14 protein-coding genes and 1 tRNA gene are annotated in these 17583 nt (G+C 46.6%); 4 read left to right on the top strand and 11 right to left on the bottom strand.

Annotated elements, in window-relative coordinates:
* Nucleotides 1-63 precede the first annotated feature (63 nt).
* Entirely contained in the window at nucleotides 64-1275 is a 1212-nt protein-coding gene (locus RID53_RS23015) for a M20 family metallopeptidase (RefSeq protein WP_446390318.1), read from the bottom strand.
* A gap of 596 nt (nucleotides 1276-1871) precedes the next feature.
* Nucleotides 1872-5963, bottom strand: coding sequence for a PAS domain S-box protein (locus RID53_RS23010; protein ID WP_446390317.1), 4092 nt, complete (start codon nucleotides 5961-5963; stop codon nucleotides 1872-1874).
* An 81-nt stretch (nucleotides 5964-6044) separates the two neighbouring features.
* Between RID53_RS23010 and RID53_RS23005 the strand changes: the two genes are divergently transcribed.
* Nucleotides 6045-6200, top strand: coding sequence for a hypothetical protein (locus RID53_RS23005; protein ID WP_446390316.1), 156 nt, complete (start codon nucleotides 6045-6047; stop codon nucleotides 6198-6200).
* Between the two features lie 37 nt (nucleotides 6201-6237).
* Here RID53_RS23005 and bioD read toward each other — a convergent pair whose 3' ends face one another.
* On the bottom strand, nucleotides 6238-6915 hold the full coding sequence (gene bioD / locus RID53_RS23000; protein ID WP_446390315.1) for a dethiobiotin synthase: 678 nt from the start codon (nucleotides 6913-6915) through the stop codon (nucleotides 6238-6240).
* A gap of 43 nt (nucleotides 6916-6958) precedes the next feature.
* Nucleotides 6959-8920, bottom strand: a complete 1962-nt coding sequence (locus RID53_RS22995; RefSeq protein ID WP_446390314.1) for a protein kinase domain-containing protein — start codon at nucleotides 8918-8920, stop codon at nucleotides 6959-6961.
* A gap of 587 nt (nucleotides 8921-9507) precedes the next feature.
* Between RID53_RS22995 and RID53_RS22990 the strand changes: the two genes are divergently transcribed.
* Nucleotides 9508-10500, top strand: a complete 993-nt coding sequence (locus RID53_RS22990; protein ID WP_446390313.1) for a ribose-phosphate pyrophosphokinase — start codon at nucleotides 9508-9510, stop codon at nucleotides 10498-10500.
* A 136-nt stretch (nucleotides 10501-10636) separates the two neighbouring features.
* Here RID53_RS22990 and RID53_RS22985 read toward each other — a convergent pair whose 3' ends face one another.
* The 7 genes from RID53_RS22985 to RID53_RS22955 form a co-directional block, all read right to left on the bottom strand.
* Nucleotides 10637-11104 carry a DUF3531 family protein gene (locus RID53_RS22985; protein WP_446390312.1) on the bottom strand — a complete coding sequence of 156 codons (468 nt, stop codon included), beginning with the start codon at nucleotides 11102-11104 and terminating at the stop codon, nucleotides 10637-10639.
* A gap of 259 nt (nucleotides 11105-11363) precedes the next feature.
* The gene (locus RID53_RS22980; protein WP_446374710.1) at nucleotides 11364-11564 is read right to left on the bottom strand and encodes a hypothetical protein; all 201 of its coding nucleotides are present in this window, start codon (nucleotides 11562-11564) and stop codon (nucleotides 11364-11366) included.
* Nucleotides 11565-11645: 81 nt separating this feature from the next.
* A complete protein-coding gene (locus RID53_RS22975) occupies nucleotides 11646-11894 on the bottom strand; it encodes a hypothetical protein (protein WP_446390311.1) in 249 nt (82 codons plus the stop codon).
* Nucleotides 11870-11953 (bottom strand) — tRNA-Ser (locus RID53_RS22970). The genes RID53_RS22975 and RID53_RS22970 overlap by 25 nt, the downstream gene beginning before the upstream one ends.
* Before the next feature lie 30 nt (nucleotides 11954-11983).
* Nucleotides 11984-12925, bottom strand: coding sequence for a TIGR04168 family protein (locus RID53_RS22965; protein WP_446390386.1), 942 nt, complete (start codon nucleotides 12923-12925; stop codon nucleotides 11984-11986).
* A 53-nt stretch (nucleotides 12926-12978) separates the two neighbouring features.
* Entirely contained in the window at nucleotides 12979-14223 is a 1245-nt protein-coding gene (locus RID53_RS22960; RefSeq protein ID WP_446390310.1) for an RNA-guided endonuclease InsQ/TnpB family protein, read from the bottom strand.
* A gap of 349 nt (nucleotides 14224-14572) precedes the next feature.
* Nucleotides 14573-15334 (bottom strand): choice-of-anchor W domain-containing protein, encoded by a 762-nt coding sequence (locus RID53_RS22955; RefSeq protein ID WP_446390309.1) that lies wholly within the window; start codon nucleotides 15332-15334, stop codon nucleotides 14573-14575.
* A 231-nt stretch (nucleotides 15335-15565) separates the two neighbouring features.
* Here RID53_RS22955 and RID53_RS22950 point away from each other — a divergent pair, with 231 nt between their 5' ends.
* Nucleotides 15566-15829 carry a hypothetical protein gene (locus RID53_RS22950; RefSeq protein WP_006101951.1) on the top strand — a complete coding sequence of 88 codons (264 nt, stop codon included), beginning with the start codon at nucleotides 15566-15568 and terminating at the stop codon, nucleotides 15827-15829.
* Nucleotides 15830-15923: 94 nt separating this feature from the next.
* Nucleotides 15924-17498, top strand: coding sequence for a metallophosphoesterase (locus tag RID53_RS22945; RefSeq protein WP_446390308.1), 1575 nt, complete (start codon nucleotides 15924-15926; stop codon nucleotides 17496-17498).
* Nucleotides 17499-17583: the final 85 nt, after the last annotated feature.

Raw genomic sequence — 17583 nt, 5'->3', positions numbered from 1 at the left:
GTTTCGCGTTTCGTTGATCTGGCAGGCACACCCTAGATTGTCAGGTTTCCCGAATATCGAGAATTACTGGCAGAATTTTTCCACACAGCGAACAAATAGTTCTACTCCCATTGCTAACACAGTTTCATCAAAATCAAACCGGGGGTGGTGATGGGGATAGGCTAAATCTTTACTGGGATTCGCTGATCCCAAAAAGAAATAGCAACCCGGTACAGCCTCTAGGAAAAATGACATATCTTCCCCGCCCATGGTTTGGCATTCGGGTACGATTCCTGTAGGGGTTTCGACGACTTCTTCAGCTACGGATCGTACCAATTCGGCTATCTGTGAGTCATTGATTACAGGCGGATAAAGCGGCTGGTAGTCAAGTTCATACTGCGCCCCGTGACTTTGACAAATACCTGCAATCACTTGCTCGATACGCTGGCTGAAATACCCTGCCAATTGCGGATTGAAATAGCGCACTGTGCCGCTCATTTTGGCGCTATCAGCAATGACATTAAACGCTGTACCAGCTTGAAACATTCCCACCGTAACCACGGCTGATTCAATTGGGTCAACATTACGAGCCACAATGGTTTGCAAGGCGTTGACCACTTGAGTGCCAATGACGATCGCGTCTAGGGTTTGATGTGGCATTGCCCCATGTCCCCCCTTGCCTAAAATTTTACACTGAAATCGCTCGCTTGCTGCCATTAAAGCACCATGGCGAACGCCAACAGTTCCCAGGGGCAAATTGTTCCACAAATGTAGCCCAATAATAGCATCCACATCCGGATTTTTTAAGACGCCAGCTTCAATCATCGGTTTAGCGCCGCCGGGTCCTTCTTCAGCAGGTTGGAAAATGAATTTGACGGTTCCCGCAAAGTCTTGACGGTGTTGGGACAGATAGAAGGCTGTACCTAATGCGATCGCGGTATGTCCATCATGACCGCAAGCGTGCATAATTCCATCATGTTGCGATCGATAAGGGACATTGTTTTCTTCCTGAATCGGCAAAGCATCCATATCTGCCCGAATCGCTAACACCGGACCCATGCGATCGCCTTCTATTGTGGCAACGATCCCAGTTTTAGCAATACCCGTTTGATGCTCAATTCCCCACTCCTGTAACTTTTGGGCAACAAATCCAGCCGTCAGGTGTTCAGTAAACCCTAATTCCGGGTGCTGGTGCAAGCGCCGCCGCCACTCGACAAGTTGCGATTGCAAGGTGCGAATCTTACCTCGGATCTCAGAACCGTTAACGGTAGGGGGGGTAGAAGGGGTAACAACCATGATTGCTTAACAACTCGTAATACTATACTGAGAACGAAAAGATGCCTCCGGAGCCAATCTGGAGGTATCTTCCTTTAATAGTAAATCCAGGTTAATACTGCCTTTTTAGTGGAGACAAGGCAGAAGGCAAAACAGACACATTGCCAAGGGCGCTAGTAGAGACGTTGCCTGCAACGTCTCCAGGTTCCGGTGGAACGTCTCCATGGAACGTCTGGGAACAGAAGAAGCCGATCTGTAGGGGCGGGTTTAGCCGCTCGATTTGGCTTGTCACCGATAACTGAACAACAAAACCCGCCCTTTATTTAATTACGCTTTGAACCTAACGTAACCGAAATTAATCAATGTGTTCAATGTTCTGGGTATTTTCTAACCATTCCCCGAATTACAGCGCTTTTGGTAGAAAGTGAGGTACACAGAAAGATTCCTGACAACTCCTACGAAGTCGGGGATCTTACGTAGTAATCTCGGTGGGTTACGGCGGATAGTTCATTGATGGGTTATCGCCTTAATTAAATTCCGCCTAACCCACCCTACAAATTTATAACCCAGCAGCGATTTCAATGACGATCTCGACCATTAACTTTTATTGTACCTACCTACTTATCTGCTGTAACCACGCGATCGCGCCCTTGGGCTTTAGCCTGGTAAAGCGCCCGATCCGCCGCCGCAATCAGTTCCTCCGCCGTGGAACCATGTTCAGCAAATGCCGCCACACCCACAGAAATCGCGATCGCATCTAAGAGTTGATGGTGATACTCGATCTGCAAACCCTTAACATCTTGGCGAATTTGTTCTGCCCGTTGCTTGGTATCAGCCAGTGAAGCATCGGGCAAAATTAGCATTAATTCCTCACCCCCATAACGGCAGGCAATATCCGACGCCCGAATACTTCGTTGTAAAAATATGCCTAATTCTCGTAACACCGCATCCCCCGCTTCATGACCAAAGGTGTCGTTAAAATGTTTAAAATGATCAATATCCAACATAATAATCCCCATCGGTCGCTGATGACGCTGCGCTCGATGAATTTCCCGCTCTAAAGACTCTTCCATATAACGCCGATTAAATAGCCCAGTTAGCGCATCTCGAATACTCTGTTGGGACAGCGTTTCTCGTAATTTTAAATTGGCTAACGACAAAGCTAAATGTTCCGCTACCGTTAGAGCTAACCGTTGTTTTGCCTCGGTCAATTGTCCCGGTTGTGGCGAACTAATATATAAAATTCCTAACGCTTTTCCCTGTGCCATCATCGGCACACAAAAAGATTCTAAAGGAGAACTATCTGAATGAATATGGGGACAGCGTAAACCAGATTGTGGCTGGGTTACCAAATGGGGGCGTCCTCGACGTAATGCCCAACACGCTTTAGGCGAAAACAGCGTCTGACTCGCCAAAGCGATTCCCCAAGTTGCCATGGCTTCTACCCAATTCTCAGAGGGATTAATTACAAACACTCCCCCTGAACTTCCCGGAAATAAGGGAGCAACCAATGTCGCGATCGCTTGATATGCCTCATCAACCGTTAAACAGGCTTGGAGAAAGTCACTCAAGTTGCCAAGTAACACCATTTCTCGGTTGCGGCTACCCAGTTCATTCACCCGCCCTTTCAGTTGCTCATTCAGCCTCTGCAACGCCGCTTGTGCCTGTTTGCGATCGCTGATATCTTGCACTACGCCAATATAAGATTTCGGTTCACCCTGACTATTGCGGATCAGCGACCCACTTAAATTCACCCAAACCTCAGATCCATCTTTACGAATATAGCGTTTTTCACGGGAAAAGGTGTCAATTTCTCCTGCCAACAACTGATTCAAACAAGTGAGTTCCTGGTCAACATCATCGGGGTGAGTAATGTCCTTGCACGTCTTGTTTTGCAGTTCCTCTGCACTATACTGCACTAAGTTGGTAAACTTTTGATTAAACCACAGAAACTGACCCGATAACGTCGCTTGGACAATGCCGACAGCCACTTGATTAAACATACTCCGGAAACGTTTCTCACTCTCTCGCAACGCTTCCTCAGCTTGTTTGCGTTCGGTAATATCCCGATTACTCGCTCGTATCCCCAACCAACGCCCCTCAGCACTGTGTACAGATTGGCAAATATGAGCGATCCAACGCAACTCTCCGGTTTTAGTTAAGATGCGAAAATCAATTCCTGACACCCTCTGAGTTACCGCCGTGGCACACCCATGTTGGACAAAGTTTTCTCGATCCTCTGGATAGATAATCGACTCTAATAAACTGGCGTTCTGGAGAAAATCATCGGCACAATACCCGGTGATTCGTTCACAGGAAGGAGACACATAGAGAAACTGACCATCCGGATTCAGCCAATATTCCCAGTCATACGTAAAGTTAGCAACCGTCCGAAATCGTTCTTCGCTCTGTCGCAGTTCCTCCTCTGCTTTTACTCGCTCGGTGACATTATCGATCGCAAATACGACACCCTTTAACTGACCCGCTTGATTCAATAAAGGGGTTCCGTTAATTGACAGTAATACTCGCCGCCCATCATCTCGTTCAATGGTATAGTGTAGATCATTAACCGCCTGATTGGTTTTCACCAAATGCCAGAACGGTAACTGTTTAGACTTCATTAAATCCCCTGACTCATCCTGATTGTACCAAGTCAGCTTATCTTGATAATCTAGGCAAATCTTTTCCGACTTTAGACCTAAGATTTGTTCCGCTTGATGGTTAATCAGCATGATTTTTCCCTGAGGATTCACCCAAATGATCCCCACAGGACTGGTTTCCATAACACGGGATAATAGATCAAACTCTTGCTGTAATGACGCTTCTATCCCTTCACGTTCCTGAATTTCCTGTTGAAGTTGAGCCGTGCGCTGTTGTACCCGACTTTCGAGTTCTTGATTTAACTGACATAATTCAGCTTCGGCTTGTTCACGGGCAAGGTGGGTGCGTAACCCCTCCATACCAGAGGCTAAATCATTCGCTAATTCTTTCAATAACTGCACCTCTTCCGGCGCAAATGATCCGGAGTTCACGGCATAAATAGTTAACACACCCAATGGTTGATCTTTAACCTGTAATGGTAGAATAATCAACGCCCCATACCCTTGTTGTAAGGCGTGCGATCGCCAGGGTGTAAACTTTGGATCAGTCTGAATATGGCGACAAACTATCGGTTGTCCAGTTTGCAAAACGCTATCAACAAGAGATTCACCTGAGAATGGGTTAAACTCAGGCATAACAAATCGTTCTAGATACTGCTTATTTTCAGAATTATTTAGTTCAAACTCTTGCGGATGATGTTTTCTGTCTTCTGCCTTCTTTAACGCTTCAAATCCAGCTACAGGTTGCACGGTTTGGGACGTATCGTCAGTTGTCAACCCAACCCAAGCCCCCCGATACGCCCCTACCTCCACAATCAGACGACAAATCTTCTGGAATAACTCAGATTCCTGGGTGGCACTCATCAATATTCGGTGGGATTCACTAAGGGTTTTGAGAATACGGTTTAAAGTTTGCAGAATCCCTTGCGTTTGTTGGCACTCCCTCAGTTCCATGGGGGTCACTTGATCCCCAATTTTCCCGGCTTCCCCAGCTCCCTCTGCTCCCTCTGCTCTCCCAGCTCCCTCTGCTCCCTCTGCTCCCCCAGCTCCCTCTGCTCCCTCTGCTCCCCCAGCTCCCCCAGCTCCCTCTGCTCCCCCAGCTCCCCTATCTCCCTCATCCCTATTTTGTCGCAGATGCCGATTTTCAGCGTGGAGTGAGGAAATGATTTGACGCTGTTGATGCAGTTGCTGCTGTAAGTCTTGAATAAAGTGATACAACTGTGCTGGGTCAAGAGTTTGTAGAATACTGGATTGAGTAACCATACCCAACAGTTCTCCTTGATGACTACAGACTCCTAATTGCTGTACTCGCCACTGCTGCATTTTCTGATGAGCTGTCCATAACGACTCTTCTGGATTCACACACAATAGGGGAAAACTCATCAGTGTATAAGCTGGCAAGTTTAAATCGAGTTCCAATGCCTGAAATTGGACAATATCTCGTTCAGTAATGATACCAAGTGGAACAAAAAATGGTCTTGAATCTACTGATTTTGACAACGTGCTTGGCTCTACAGGGCTATTTTTCTGTTGTTCACAAATAACAACATAATTAACTCCATGCTCGGCTATTCGTTGCGCTACAGTTAGTACAGAGTTCGTGGGGGTAATGTTAATGATTTCAGGTGTCATGACGTCTGCTACTCGACGCCTTTTCAACAGTTTCATTGATGGCATAGCGTGGTGCAAACTCTCAGGTGTGACAACTCCTACCACTTGATTGTCATCATTGACAATGGGTAAGTGACGAATACCATGGCACTCGAATAAATTCAGCATTTTAAAACTATCCCGCAACTCGGATTGCTTCAGTGTAATCACTGGTTGAGTCATCACTTCAGCAACAGGAAGATTTTCTAGAGGACTTTTCTCCGCTACAATTTGAACCAAATCTCGCAACGTTATCACTCCGACTAACTGCCCGTTTTCTATAACTAAGACACAGCTTTCATCTATACCCTCGCTATAACTTGAAGCCAAAGATCCTGTCCCATCGGGGAATGGGCAGGCGTGGGTTCCTGGATTTAGGAGTGCGATGACATGGATCAGACAGGTGTCTGGTGTAACCGTCAGCGGATGGTAGTCAATCGCAGACATTAAGGTTATCATTTTTCATTTGTTATGAGTTATTAGCCCTGGTGTGGACTAGGATGCCTTAAATTATTAAATGTCAAGCTACTTGATCGGGGATTGATCAAGGGAATACGTCACATAGATGACCCACTGAATTATGGGGAATGGGTGATTACCTGGAAAAAAATAGTCGGTGGTTCTCTAATTTTCCTTGATATTCGCCATGATGTTGATATACCTGTTACAGAAATTCAGCTATTTCAACTGATTTGATTCAATTCTTAAAACAACACCAGGATTTTTCGTTACATTAGAACAATCGCTCTATGTCTAACTCAGATGCCACTTGAGCCAATTTGCTCAGATCAGTGGGATCAGCTACGTGGGGCAGGATGCCTAAAATGGGAACCTGTGTCAGTGACTGAATCAACTCAATGGGAGTCCAATCAGCAATCTCTTCTGCTGAACGAGGCTGAACACAATTGAGGACAATTCCTTTAATCTGAACGCCCGACTGACGCGCTAAGGCGACAGTTGCTACGCTTTGTGCGATCGCGCCCAGTGCCACTGGCACCACAATGACACTCGGTAATTTCCAATCTCTGGCGATATCCGCCACGGTTAACTCATGGGTTACAGGTGAACCCAGTCCCCCTAGTCCTTCTACTAAAACAATATCCCGTTGCTGCTGGAGGCGATTCAATGCCTGCCAGACTCCTTTTAATTCTATCGATCGTCCTTCCCGTTCCGCCGCGACTGGTGGGGCGACAGGGTGGCTAAATTGTAACGGGGCAATCTCTTGAGGGGTTTGATCCAGGTTGAATTGCTGGTGATAATGTTCCCAATCCCCGGTTCCCGTTTGCATCGGCTTGAAAATTCCCAGCCGTTTTTGCGGATAATAGGTTTGCCAATAAGCGGCGAGAGCCGTGGTTAATACCGTTTTACCCGCATCGGTATTTGTACCCGTAATTAGTAATGTTTGGGTCATTTGTCATTGGTCATTGGTCATTTGTCATTGGTTTGAGTTGGATCTAAGGGTTGGTTAGACTGACACCCAATGTAAAAGTGGTTGGTCTTTGGGCAATCACATCAATGATATAGTTGCCCCCTTGAGGCAATTGTGCCTGCCAAAAGTTGATGTTTGAGGCATCTTCAATTAACTGACCATTAGGATTGCGGATATTTAACGTGACATCACCTTGAATAACTTCTACCGCTAGTTGCTGATTGGATTCCACGTTGACGCGATACCGTTTGACCCGTTGCGGTGCGGTTTGACCTTGAAACTGAATTGCCTGTTCTCCTTCAGGAATGATCAGTCGTTCGGTTTCGTAAGTGGGAGAGGGAGATGGGGATGGAGACGGAGATGGGGATGGGGATGGAGACGGAGATGGCGATGGAGATGGACTTTCCGTTGGCGAAGGTGTGGGTTCGGGGGCTTCCGTTAAGTCTAAATTGAGTTGGTACTCAGTTTCTGGAAGTCCTGGAATTAAACTTAATTGAACCGTATATTCTCCGGTATAGGGAAGTTGACCTCGCCATTGCTGTACCCGTGTCGCGCGATCGCTCACTGGTTGATCATCGGGTCCGAGGAGGGTCATATATACCCCTTCCGTGGGAATAAAAGCCTCTAACGTTTGGTCTTGTTCCGCCTGAATCTGGTAGTTAACAATAGTATTCGGCTGTAATGATCTCTCGATAGATAGTTCTCTACCCGGAGACAGAGCCAGAGTCCGACTATAGACTCGTGGTTCGGTGGGAGTGGGTGAAGGTGAGGGAGATTCAGTTTCTGTGGGCAAAGGAGACGGAGACTCCACAATTGTGTCTGGGGGAGTCGGTTCCTGTCTTAGTCGATTAGCAATTGCCCAAGAACCCAACCCTGCAATCACGGCAAATACTGCACCAATTGCCACAACCATCCCAGGCTTTTCCCAAATCGAGTCATTACTCGGTTCAGGAATCGCGGGTTCAGATTGCGCGGGTGTTCTCGCGGGTGGTGTCTGCGGTTCCGGACGTCGTCCTACGGCTACGGTTGCCATCCCAGAAGCGTTGGCGTCTGGTTCTGGTGTAGAGGCGGCTGGAGGGGCTGGAGATTGCAAAGCTTGGAGTACATCTGTTGCAGATGAATAGCGATCGCCCGGTCTGTAACTTAGCATCCGGTTCAGAATCCGGGCAAATTCATCACTCACTGTCACCCACCGTTGCCAGTTCCAGGTTAACTGGGTATTATCCAGTAACTCCCTGGGTTCTTTGCCTGTCAGTAGCACCACGCCAGTAACCGCGAGGGAATAGAGGTCACTACTGGGATAGGATTTTCCGGTTTGAATTTGTTCGCTGGGAGCATAACCCAGTTTGCCAACCGTTGTGGCTGGGGTTGCCATATCGGGCGACTGCAAACGGGTAGCCAGTTCTTTGACCACACCAAAATCAATTAATACCGGGAGTTGGTCGCCCTGGCGCAGAATAATATTATCGGGAGTAATATCGCGGTGGATGATCCCCTTAGTGTGAATATGTTCTAGTACGGGCAATAATTGCTGGAGTAGCTGTTTAACTTCGGCTTCGGAGAAGACGGGATTCCCCATGGGTGTATTTTGAGGCGGTGTGGGAATTCCCACGGCTTCCGTGCTGGATGTAGAATTGCCAGCTAGCTGTTCTAGGCGCTCATTGAGTAACTCGCGATAGGTTTTCCCCTCCACGTAGTCTTGTGCCAAGAAAAACCGCCCATCCTGCTCAAACGTGGCTCGAAATTCGGGGACTTGCGGGTGTTTGATTTGATAGAGGGTGGTTGCCTCCCGTTGGAACAGTTCTTTGGACTTCTCCAAGGTATAGGCTTCAGTCTGAGGCGGAATCAATTCTTTGAGTACACAAAGTTCTTTAAACCGATTCAGGTCTTCCGCCAGGTAAGTGCGACCGAATCCCCCTTGACCCAGAACTCGGATCAAGTGGTAACGGGCTTGCAGAATAGTTCCAGAGGCGATCGGTTGTTCCATGAGCTTGTGAATTGGAGTTTGGGGGAAAACAGCCAGGAAGGATAGTGAGTTCCTAGTCTACAAGTCTAAATTTTATGAGAAGATGGTCACATCCTGGCATTTATTATATTTATTTTATCTGTGGCTCCTGAGACGTCCCCCCATTAGCTAGATGTTAGCAGAAGCCATGACAGGTTTTGGATACTACTCAATCGGAAGGAAATCAGCCAGATTTACAGTTCTTGACGTCTCCCCAAAACATTATGTTCAGGTACTTCGTTAAGTTGGTTTGTTTAACCTCTGTCTTTTGACTGATTTATTACTTTTAGATTCGCTTTTTCTTAAAAAATGTTAATTATTTGTTCTATTTGTATGAGTTTGATTAATAATTGGATATTTTAGTCAATTCAATGGGAAAACTATTGGGTCAATTGGATAAAGTGAACAACTGAGGCAGCATCCTTAAGCATCACATCTAAAATTCCTGGTATATTTGGGCTGGTGGGCAAGGATCACGATTGCCCGATTTGTCAATTTATGAGAAATACTAGAACCATAGACAACAGCAAATGTTAAGATTGCCTTGAAATGAGCTTCGAGGGTCTGCTGTGAGCCGTTCTGCAACGTTAACGCTTCAGCCTACGCTGCCGCTAATCGCGGATAATAATCGTCTCCGACTGTTTTCTGGGTCTGCTAATGTTCCACTAGCACAAGAAGTTGCTCGCTATTTGGGCATGGACATTGGACCAATGGTTCGCAAACGATTTGCCGATGGCGAGTTATACATTCAAATTCAAGAATCCATTCGGGGGTGCGACGTTTACCTAATTCAGCCGAGTTGCCATCCGGTAAACGATAACCTGATGGAATTGCTGATTATGATCGACGCCTGTCGGCGAGCATCCGCACGGCAGATTACTGCTGTTATTCCATACTACGGTTATGCCAGAGCCGATCGCAAAACCGCCGGACGAGAATCAATTACCGCTAAGTTAGTGGCAAATTTGATTACTGAGGCGGGCGCGAATCGGGTATTAGCGATGGATTTACACTCTGCCCAAATCCAAGGGTATTTCGATATTCCCTTCGATCATGTCTACGGTTCTCCAGTAACCTTAGACTATCTGGCGAGTAAACAATTACCTGATCTGGTGGTTGTTTCCCCTGACGTGGGTGGCGTAGCTAGAGCCAGGGCGTTTGCCAAAAAGCTGGATGATGCGCCCTTAGCCATTATTGACAAGCGACGGCAAGCGCATAATGTGGCAGAGGTTATGAACGTGATTGGAGATGTCAAGGGCAAAACGGCTGTTTTGGTAGACGATATGATTGACACGGCGGGGACGATTGCTGCGGGTGCCAAGATTTTGCGTCAAGAGGGAGCTAGACAAGTGTATGCTTGTGCGACTCATGCCGTCTTTTCACCACCTGCGATTGAACGCCTCTCCAGTGGAATCTTTGAAGAAGTGATTGTCACCAATACAATTCCAGTTGCTCAAGACAATTACTTTGATCAGCTTACGGTGCTTTCAGTTGCTAACTTATTGGGAGAAACCATCTGGCGTATTCATGAAGACAGTTCAGTCAGCAGTATGTTTCGATGATATAAACCGGGAAGCACAGAGACAAGGAGAGATTTGTTGACCTTTGATTTTTAGGTTTGAATGAGGGGGCGGGTTTAGCCAAGTTCTCGGTTGTTGCCAAACGTTATTGGTAAAACCCGCCCCTACCCAATCAGGTTCAACGCACTTGCCCGTTATCCTGAGACTCGTAAAACAGAGACTCTTGACGGCTTTTTGTGGGCCAATCTTCATTCTCACCACCGATAATGACTCGTTCGATTTGAACGTATTCTTTAGAGAGTTGCTTGAGGGCATTGATTAGAACATCGAGTGCGATCGCATCAGATGTGCCTAAGTCAAACCAGCAGCGCCCCCAGGTTCCCTGATAATCAAAGTCTCCTTGATTATGCATCAGCGCCATGAGGGTGCTGTCTGTCTCTCGGTCATCATAGTCCATATAGCTAATATCCACACCCGTCTCCTGCACTTGCAGGTTCTCCGCATCAAATCCGCCCAATTTCCCCAGATAAAACCAGGAATTGAATAACTCTTCAATATAATCTTTTTCCATGGGGGAAGGAACAGTGGCAAACTCTAGCCAGATCCACAAATCGAATGGGTTATACTCGCGAAACTCTACCTGCATAAGTTATCAGTTATCAGTATCAGGATTATCGGTCTAAAGCGGGACATTTTGGTTAGGAAAGGGAACAGGGAGCAGGGAACAAATTTGTCCCAGCTTGGGTTGGTAGCCGTATCAGTTATGTAGGAATTTTAGGAATTTGACGTGGTTAAGGAGAGACAGGAGATAGGAATCAAGACAAATCGCCGAGAATTCTAATGTGAAGTACCCTAACTTGCTTCGCTGAAGTTAGGGCTTCCAACTTAGCTAAACAAGGACGGTCTTATTCGTCTTTAGGATTTCCCGCTTCATCCGCCGATGCCTCTAAAGGTTGCCCTCTATTGGTCTTACTCAGCGTCCACAGGCAGTTGTCCGCCTTCCGCAGACAGTTATATTTTGTTAGTCCGCTTGGATGATAGCGGTTTGCGGTTGTAGAGACGCGCTTTTGAAGCGTCTGTACTAACCGAATAATGCCATTAGGCATCTTGCGCTATTCTTTTCTGGACGCTATAAAGCGAACGGTGGTCGAGTTCATTAACGCGCAAGGACTACATCTCTATCACACCTAGCCCATGCCATCTTTAGCCCATGCATTACCATGTAGACCTAGGAGGGTTACTGTTATTATAGCGCCAAAAGTTAATTGTAATTTGAAAATTTCGTTCCTCAATTTTCCGCTGTCCATCCTCACCCTACTATCGTTGAGGGTGAGGACTTCCGCGCCTGCGTTAATTTCGGCTCCCCCAGCTCCCCCAGCTCCCCCAGCTCCCCCAGCTTCCCCAACAGGAACGGAGAGGGTGGGATTCGAACCCACGGACCTTTTGGGTCACTCGATTTCAAGTCGAGCGCATTCGACCACTCTGCCACCTCTCCAGGCTTATCTATAATACCAAGCCTGAGCGTTCATGGCGAGTGTCTGGAAACAAATTGTCCACCAACGGGTTGAGGACGCCGATAGAGAAACTCTTCGAGTACGACAGAATAGTCATTTCCCACCCAAACCAGAGAAATTGAAGCAACCTCACCCGCTTCCAGAGACACCAGCGAAAAATTCCGCAGTCGGTCTGTTTCCGTTTGCACAATTCGGGGTACACTGGCTGAATTCAGATACACGGTTCCCTCTGAACTGGTTGTGACAATCGTTCGCAATCGCTTGGTTGTGTGGCGTAATCGGTGATGCATGTGACCGAACGTGACCAAGGGAATCTGTTTTCCCAGTGTCTGAACTTGCGCGATCGCGGCGGCAAAATCCGGGTCTCCATGATCGCCGCCCAAGGGATGCCAGTCCCTCCCACAAGGCGATTCGGCTTCTTCACCTAACCCCGTTGGTCCATTGTGACCTAAAAAAAGAATCCTGTTATAGTCTGTAGCTTGGGCGGCGGCGACAATTCGTTCAACGGACTCCTCAAAACTGTTGACCCCATACCAATCCCGATAGAAGTCTTGATTTTTCCACGCTGATCCGCCCCAACTAAACGGACGCGCCCCGACAACCGAAAGTTGAAGTTCAGGAAAGTCAAGATACCCATAACCCACATGGACATCTCCCAACGCCTCTAACTGATCGTGTAACCAATTTTCCTGCTGACGGTTGTATGGACATTTTTTCCGTCCCCAAGCCGATGCGGTATACCAAGCATCGTGATTTCCCAGAATTACCGCTTTCGGCAGATCAACAGAAGCAACTCGCTGCACCACCCCCACAGACTCGTTGCCAAAATCTCCGACAAACAGCACCAAGTCAACCCCCAACTTTTGGAGTGCGATCGCGTCTTGGGCTTCCCACTGATCGTGAACATCACCAACGACGGCAATTGTAATAGATGGCTGATTATGACTGGTCATATTCATAGTTTCTTTATTATTCCTGTATCCAGCTTGACACTCCCTGCCCATAGCTAGACTATGGACGAGGATTCTTGGTTCTCTGACTCACCGTTAGACGACAGGATTGCTCCAACCGCCCAAGAGGTTAAGTCTCCCCAAGCGTAATTTCCGACATGCCCTGCCGTACTTAATCCTTTTTGAAGGATATTCAGACTAGCTGCAATATCTCTGTCTTCAACGAACCCACAATTGCCACAAACATGGGTTCGTTGAGATAGGGATTTTTTGACTCTGTGATGACACTTTGGACAATCTTGGGAGGTGTATTGCGGTGGAACCGCTACAGTTACTTTTCCGTATTTATGTCCAAAGTATTCCAACCATCGTCGAAACGTAGACCAACCAGCATCAGAAATAGATTTAGACAAGTGACGATTTCTTACAAGCCCTTTCACGTTCAAATCTAGCCTTCGGCAAGCCGCTGGCGCGTCTACGTAGGCTACCAAATCGTTAGATTGGATAACGGAATACGCAACTCGCTTACAGTATTCTTTTCGCTGCCTACTTACCCTTAAATGCTTCCGGGCATATCGTTTCCTTGACTTGTGATAGTTTTTGGACTGTAGTTTTGCTCCCCTGCGATACTTCTTTGATTTTTTGCGGTTAGCTCGACTTAGCTGTCTTTCACAGCAACGGTAAAACTTTGGCGATTTCTCAGTCTTGCCGTTAGAATCAGCCAAAAAGTATTTGATTCCCAGGTCTAAGCCGATGGCTCTCCCTGTCGGTTTGGTTTTGATCCTCAGATCGGCTTTAACCGCAAATTGTGCGTAATAACCATCGGCGCGTCGAACCAACCTTACTCGCTTGATTTGGTCGAGTTGGTAGAAGTTCAGGTCATAAGTGCCTTTGAGTTTTAGTCGCCCTATTCTTTTCTTGTCGGTAAAGGTGATAGCTTTCCGATTCTCCGATAGTTTCCAACCACTTGTCTTGTATTCGACTGAGCGGCAGTTCTTTTTGAATCGAGGAAAGCCTTTGGGACTTTTAAATTTATTCCGACAGTTTTCGTAAAAACGGCTAATAGCACTCCAGGCACGTTCAGCAGACGACTGACGTGCTTGGGAGTTTAGTTCCGCAGCAAAGCTAAATTCTTTGGCTAATACGCGGCAATATTTGTTGAGATCATACTTGTTAATACCTTGGTTATCCATCCAGTATCGCAAGCATTTGTTTCGGACAAACTGTGCTGTCCGAATTGCCTCATCAATAGCTGCGTATTGAGCAGATTTAGCTTTTACTTTGAACTCAAAAACTATCATATCTACTTGGCAATTTATGGAAAATATAATAGCATAATGTGCAAGATTGAAGCAGGCTTCCTCTCATTGGCAATTCATCCCAGTCTAGGTTTTGCATAGCCGAGGTATTCTCGCCGTGCCACGCTAAAAAAAGCCACACTCGTTGGCTTAAGTCTAAACTGAAGTTCCCCCCGAACAAAATAACGGAATGCTTACAAGCGAGGGGGTTACAGCCATTTTTTGAACCCCGCTCAATGGGTAAATTTTTGAAAACGACTCCTAAAACGGATATGACCGTGATCGATCTTTTTCACCAAGGTAATATGATTACAGTAGGGGCTTGGTAACCAAGCCCCTACTTAATTGCACTCTAAGCTTTTTTACGCCGTAGCACGGAACTGACACCGAACATCCCCATCGCCACTATTCCGGCAACTGTACCGGGTTCCGGTACTGAAGTAGAAGTAGAAAACCCTTCAATTTTCAAGCCAACTCGCGAACTAGCCTCCGCTAGGTTAGGATTGGGAGAACTCTCTAGCCAACTCATATTGGCAATACCGGAAAGAGAGGTAATCGAGGTATCACTGGCAAAATAGTTCTTTGTGATATTCGTGTTTCCCTCACCTACAGGTGCAGTAGCCAAACTAGACACTGGATCAACCTCGATTCCATTCACCTCGTTGACTTCCAGAAAAATTTTCGTACCCGGATCGACTGTACCCGATTTCGTTGTCGCTCGTGTCCAGAGGTAAAACGCATCTAACGACTTCGCTGGTGGATTATCTTGGTAGAACGCAATGGTTTCCCCGTCCAGGGTAAAGGAAACGGTATTCCCATCCCACGTTAAAAGCCACAGCACATCTTGACCATTTTGCCAGTCCCAGTTCAATTGCTCAACGGTTGTCTGGTTATTACCATCTTCTTCTGTGGCAAACTCCCAGTCAGCAAAGCCTTGGCTACCCGCTCTCCCTTCCACCGTCCAGTTCAAGTTAGTCAAGTCTGGAGGAGTAATCCCCTCACCTAAAAACGTTAAATCAATCGCCGCAGCAGGTTGGGATAACACACCCAAACCCAGAACAGAGGCTCCAGCCGCCAAGGTTGTGGTGGTGATCGTTTTGGGTATCACATTCATAAATAATGACCTCAAACTAATACAAGACAGTATTTTGTTCTATTTTAATTATTTGAGTATAGAAAAATATTCAACTATAGTCTATTTCCCATGTAACCAACCTAATCGGATGACTGAATCCCTCGCTTGGAGGAAAATTCCTGGGAAAATTTAGATGAGGTGCGATTAAGGTTGGGATTTAGTCTAAACTCCAGTAATCTATATAGGCGTTGAATCAGGAGTGTGTTACCCATGGAACTGGTTAAAGTACAAATGATGTTCGAGAACGCCCCGCGAACATCCCATAAAGACTATTCACCGGAGTTAGAAGACTTAAACGGGGAACGGGTGGAATTATCTCGTCTACCTTGCTGCGGCGAGTTGATTTCGTTTGCTGAAGGGATGCTGCACGATGTCGGACCCTGCTTTACGGTAATTGAGGTTGTCCATTTCGCGTCCCCAAAGGAAAATGGTTTGGTCGGTCAAATCATGCTACGCAAGTGTTTTCCTCGCTAGAGCATCGTTTGTTCAGATCCCCACATTAGGATAGATGATAATTCTAGATATCGGACGATAATCTCAAAACGCAAACCTTTGACGGTGAAACCTTATGCAACTTGTGTCCGATCCCTCGATTGCCGAGAAAATCCAGCAGATGAAGCAACGAGTTCGCTGGCAAGATCCATTGATTCTTGAACGGGATATTGATCAAACTCAGCTAGTATTAGACGATGACAGACCTGATCATCCAGAGTTCTCCTTTTTAGTCGTCGGTGATACAGGCTTTGGGTCTCATAAACAACATGATCCACAACGCAAAATTGTGGAAATGATGCTCAATCACCGCGATGACTGTCGTTTTGTTTTGCATACTGGCGATGTGGTCTATCAGGTGGGTTCGAGTGAATATTATCCCCAAAACTTTATCAAACCTTACCGCGAGTTCTTGGTCAATGGCGACTCTCACCATAAAATTGCTTATGACCAAATGGTGTTTAATCTTCCCTTCCTCACCATCCCTGGAAATCACGATTACTACGATTTGCCCGTCGTCTATGGCTTTATGGCACAGGTAACCTGGCCCCTACGCCACCTGTTTAAGACTAAACTGGATCTGAATGTCGGTTGGCACGGATCACATAAGGGCAAAGCTTATACTAAAGCATTCTTAGACTATCTGAAACCATTGACGCAGTGGGGACAGTTGGAAAATCATTTAGATCATCACTATACCGCGAAGACGGATACAGGACGTTGCTTGCGCTATCAACCCGGAGAATTTACCCGCTTACCTAACCGTTATTATACGTTCCGTAGTGGTGGAATTGACTTTTTTGCCCTCGATTCCAATACCTTTAACGACCCCGCACCGATTCCCAATACCCCAGAAGGGAAAGCCTTTCGCCATCTTTTAGAACAGCGACGAGATGAATTAGAAGCCGAAAAACAGCAACTTATGGAAACCTCCAATACTTTGGATGCGGATAACCCGGAAGAGGCGGAACAGCTTGATGATTTGAATGTGAAATTAGAGCAAATTGATGAACTAAGCTTGGATATTAATAAGCAGTTAGCATCAAATGAAGAAAACACGATTGATTTTGAACAATTGGACTGGCTGCGACAACGGCTAATCCAGTCTTGGCAGACTCAAGAGGTACGGGGGCGGGTGATTTATCTGCATCATCCTCCTTATGTGACTGAAGCCACGAAATGGCAACAGGCACAAACCTCGGCAGTTCGTCGCCGCCTGCGCCAAGTCTTGGATGCGGTGGCGACTGAGGTGGGAGATTTAGCCCAAGGGCGTCCTTTGGTGGATTTAGTGCTAACTGGTCATGCCCACTGTTTAGAATATCTAGAAACCGTTGATACTGGACATGCAGATTCTGATATGCCCTGGATTATCTGCGGTGGAAGTGGTCATAGTTTACGCCGTCAACGCAAAGAAGGGTCAGAGATAATGGAATCGGTTGGGTTTATTGACAGTAATCCCTCCCGTTTGGTGGCGCGATCGCACTTTTATGCGGGGCGTCATGGTCATGGTTCTAAGAAGCAACGACTCTATTCGTTTTTACGAATTGATGTTTTAGAGGGGAATCCGCCAAAGTTCCGAGTTCAACCGTTTATTGCTGAACGATGTCAGCGAACGTGGAATAATTATTCTAAGGAAGCGTTTGTTATTTGATTTGTCATTTGTCATTTGTCATTTGTCATTCGTCATTTGTTATTGGCTAGGGAATAAGGAAGAGAAAATCAACACTGATGAAGCT

Origin of the sequence: Coleofasciculus sp. B1-GNL1-01 (genome assembly GCF_040220235.1) — a bacterium.
In the GTDB taxonomy this organism is placed as follows: domain Bacteria; phylum Cyanobacteriota; class Cyanobacteriia; order Cyanobacteriales; family Coleofasciculaceae; genus Coleofasciculus.
This window is presented reverse-complemented; position numbering and strand designations above follow the sequence as displayed.

Excerpts from the sequence above, each read along its gene's own strand:
- RID53_RS23015 (WP_446390318.1), bottom strand. The coding sequence starts at position 1,275 with ATGGTTGTTACCCCTTCTACCCCCCCTACCGTTAACGGTTCTGAGATC.
- bioD (WP_446390315.1), bottom strand. The coding sequence starts at position 6,915 with ATGACCCAAACATTACTAATTACGGGTACAAATACCGATGCGGGTAAA.
- RID53_RS22995 (WP_446390314.1), bottom strand. The coding sequence starts at position 8,920 with ATGGAACAACCGATCGCCTCTGGAACTATTCTGCAAGCCCGTTACCAC.
- RID53_RS22955 (WP_446390309.1), bottom strand. The coding sequence starts at position 15,334 with ATGAATGTGATACCCAAAACGATCACCACCACAACCTTGGCGGCTGGA.
- RID53_RS23010 (WP_446390317.1), bottom strand. The coding sequence starts at position 5,963 with ATGATAACCTTAATGTCTGCGATTGACTACCATCCGCTGACGGTTACA.
- RID53_RS22965 (WP_446390386.1), bottom strand. The coding sequence starts at position 12,925 with ATGACCAGTCATAATCAGCCATCTATTACAATTGCCGTCGTTGGTGAT.
- RID53_RS22950 (WP_006101951.1), top strand. The coding sequence starts at position 15,566 with ATGGAACTGGTTAAAGTACAAATGATGTTCGAGAACGCCCCGCGAACA.
- RID53_RS22985 (WP_446390312.1), bottom strand. The coding sequence starts at position 11,104 with ATGCAGGTAGAGTTTCGCGAGTATAACCCATTCGATTTGTGGATCTGG.
- RID53_RS22960 (WP_446390310.1), bottom strand. The coding sequence starts at position 14,223 with ATGATAGTTTTTGAGTTCAAAGTAAAAGCTAAATCTGCTCAATACGCA.
- RID53_RS22980 (WP_446374710.1), bottom strand. The coding sequence starts at position 11,564 with ATGCCTAATGGCATTATTCGGTTAGTACAGACGCTTCAAAAGCGCGTC.
- RID53_RS22945 (WP_446390308.1), top strand. The coding sequence starts at position 15,924 with ATGCAACTTGTGTCCGATCCCTCGATTGCCGAGAAAATCCAGCAGATG.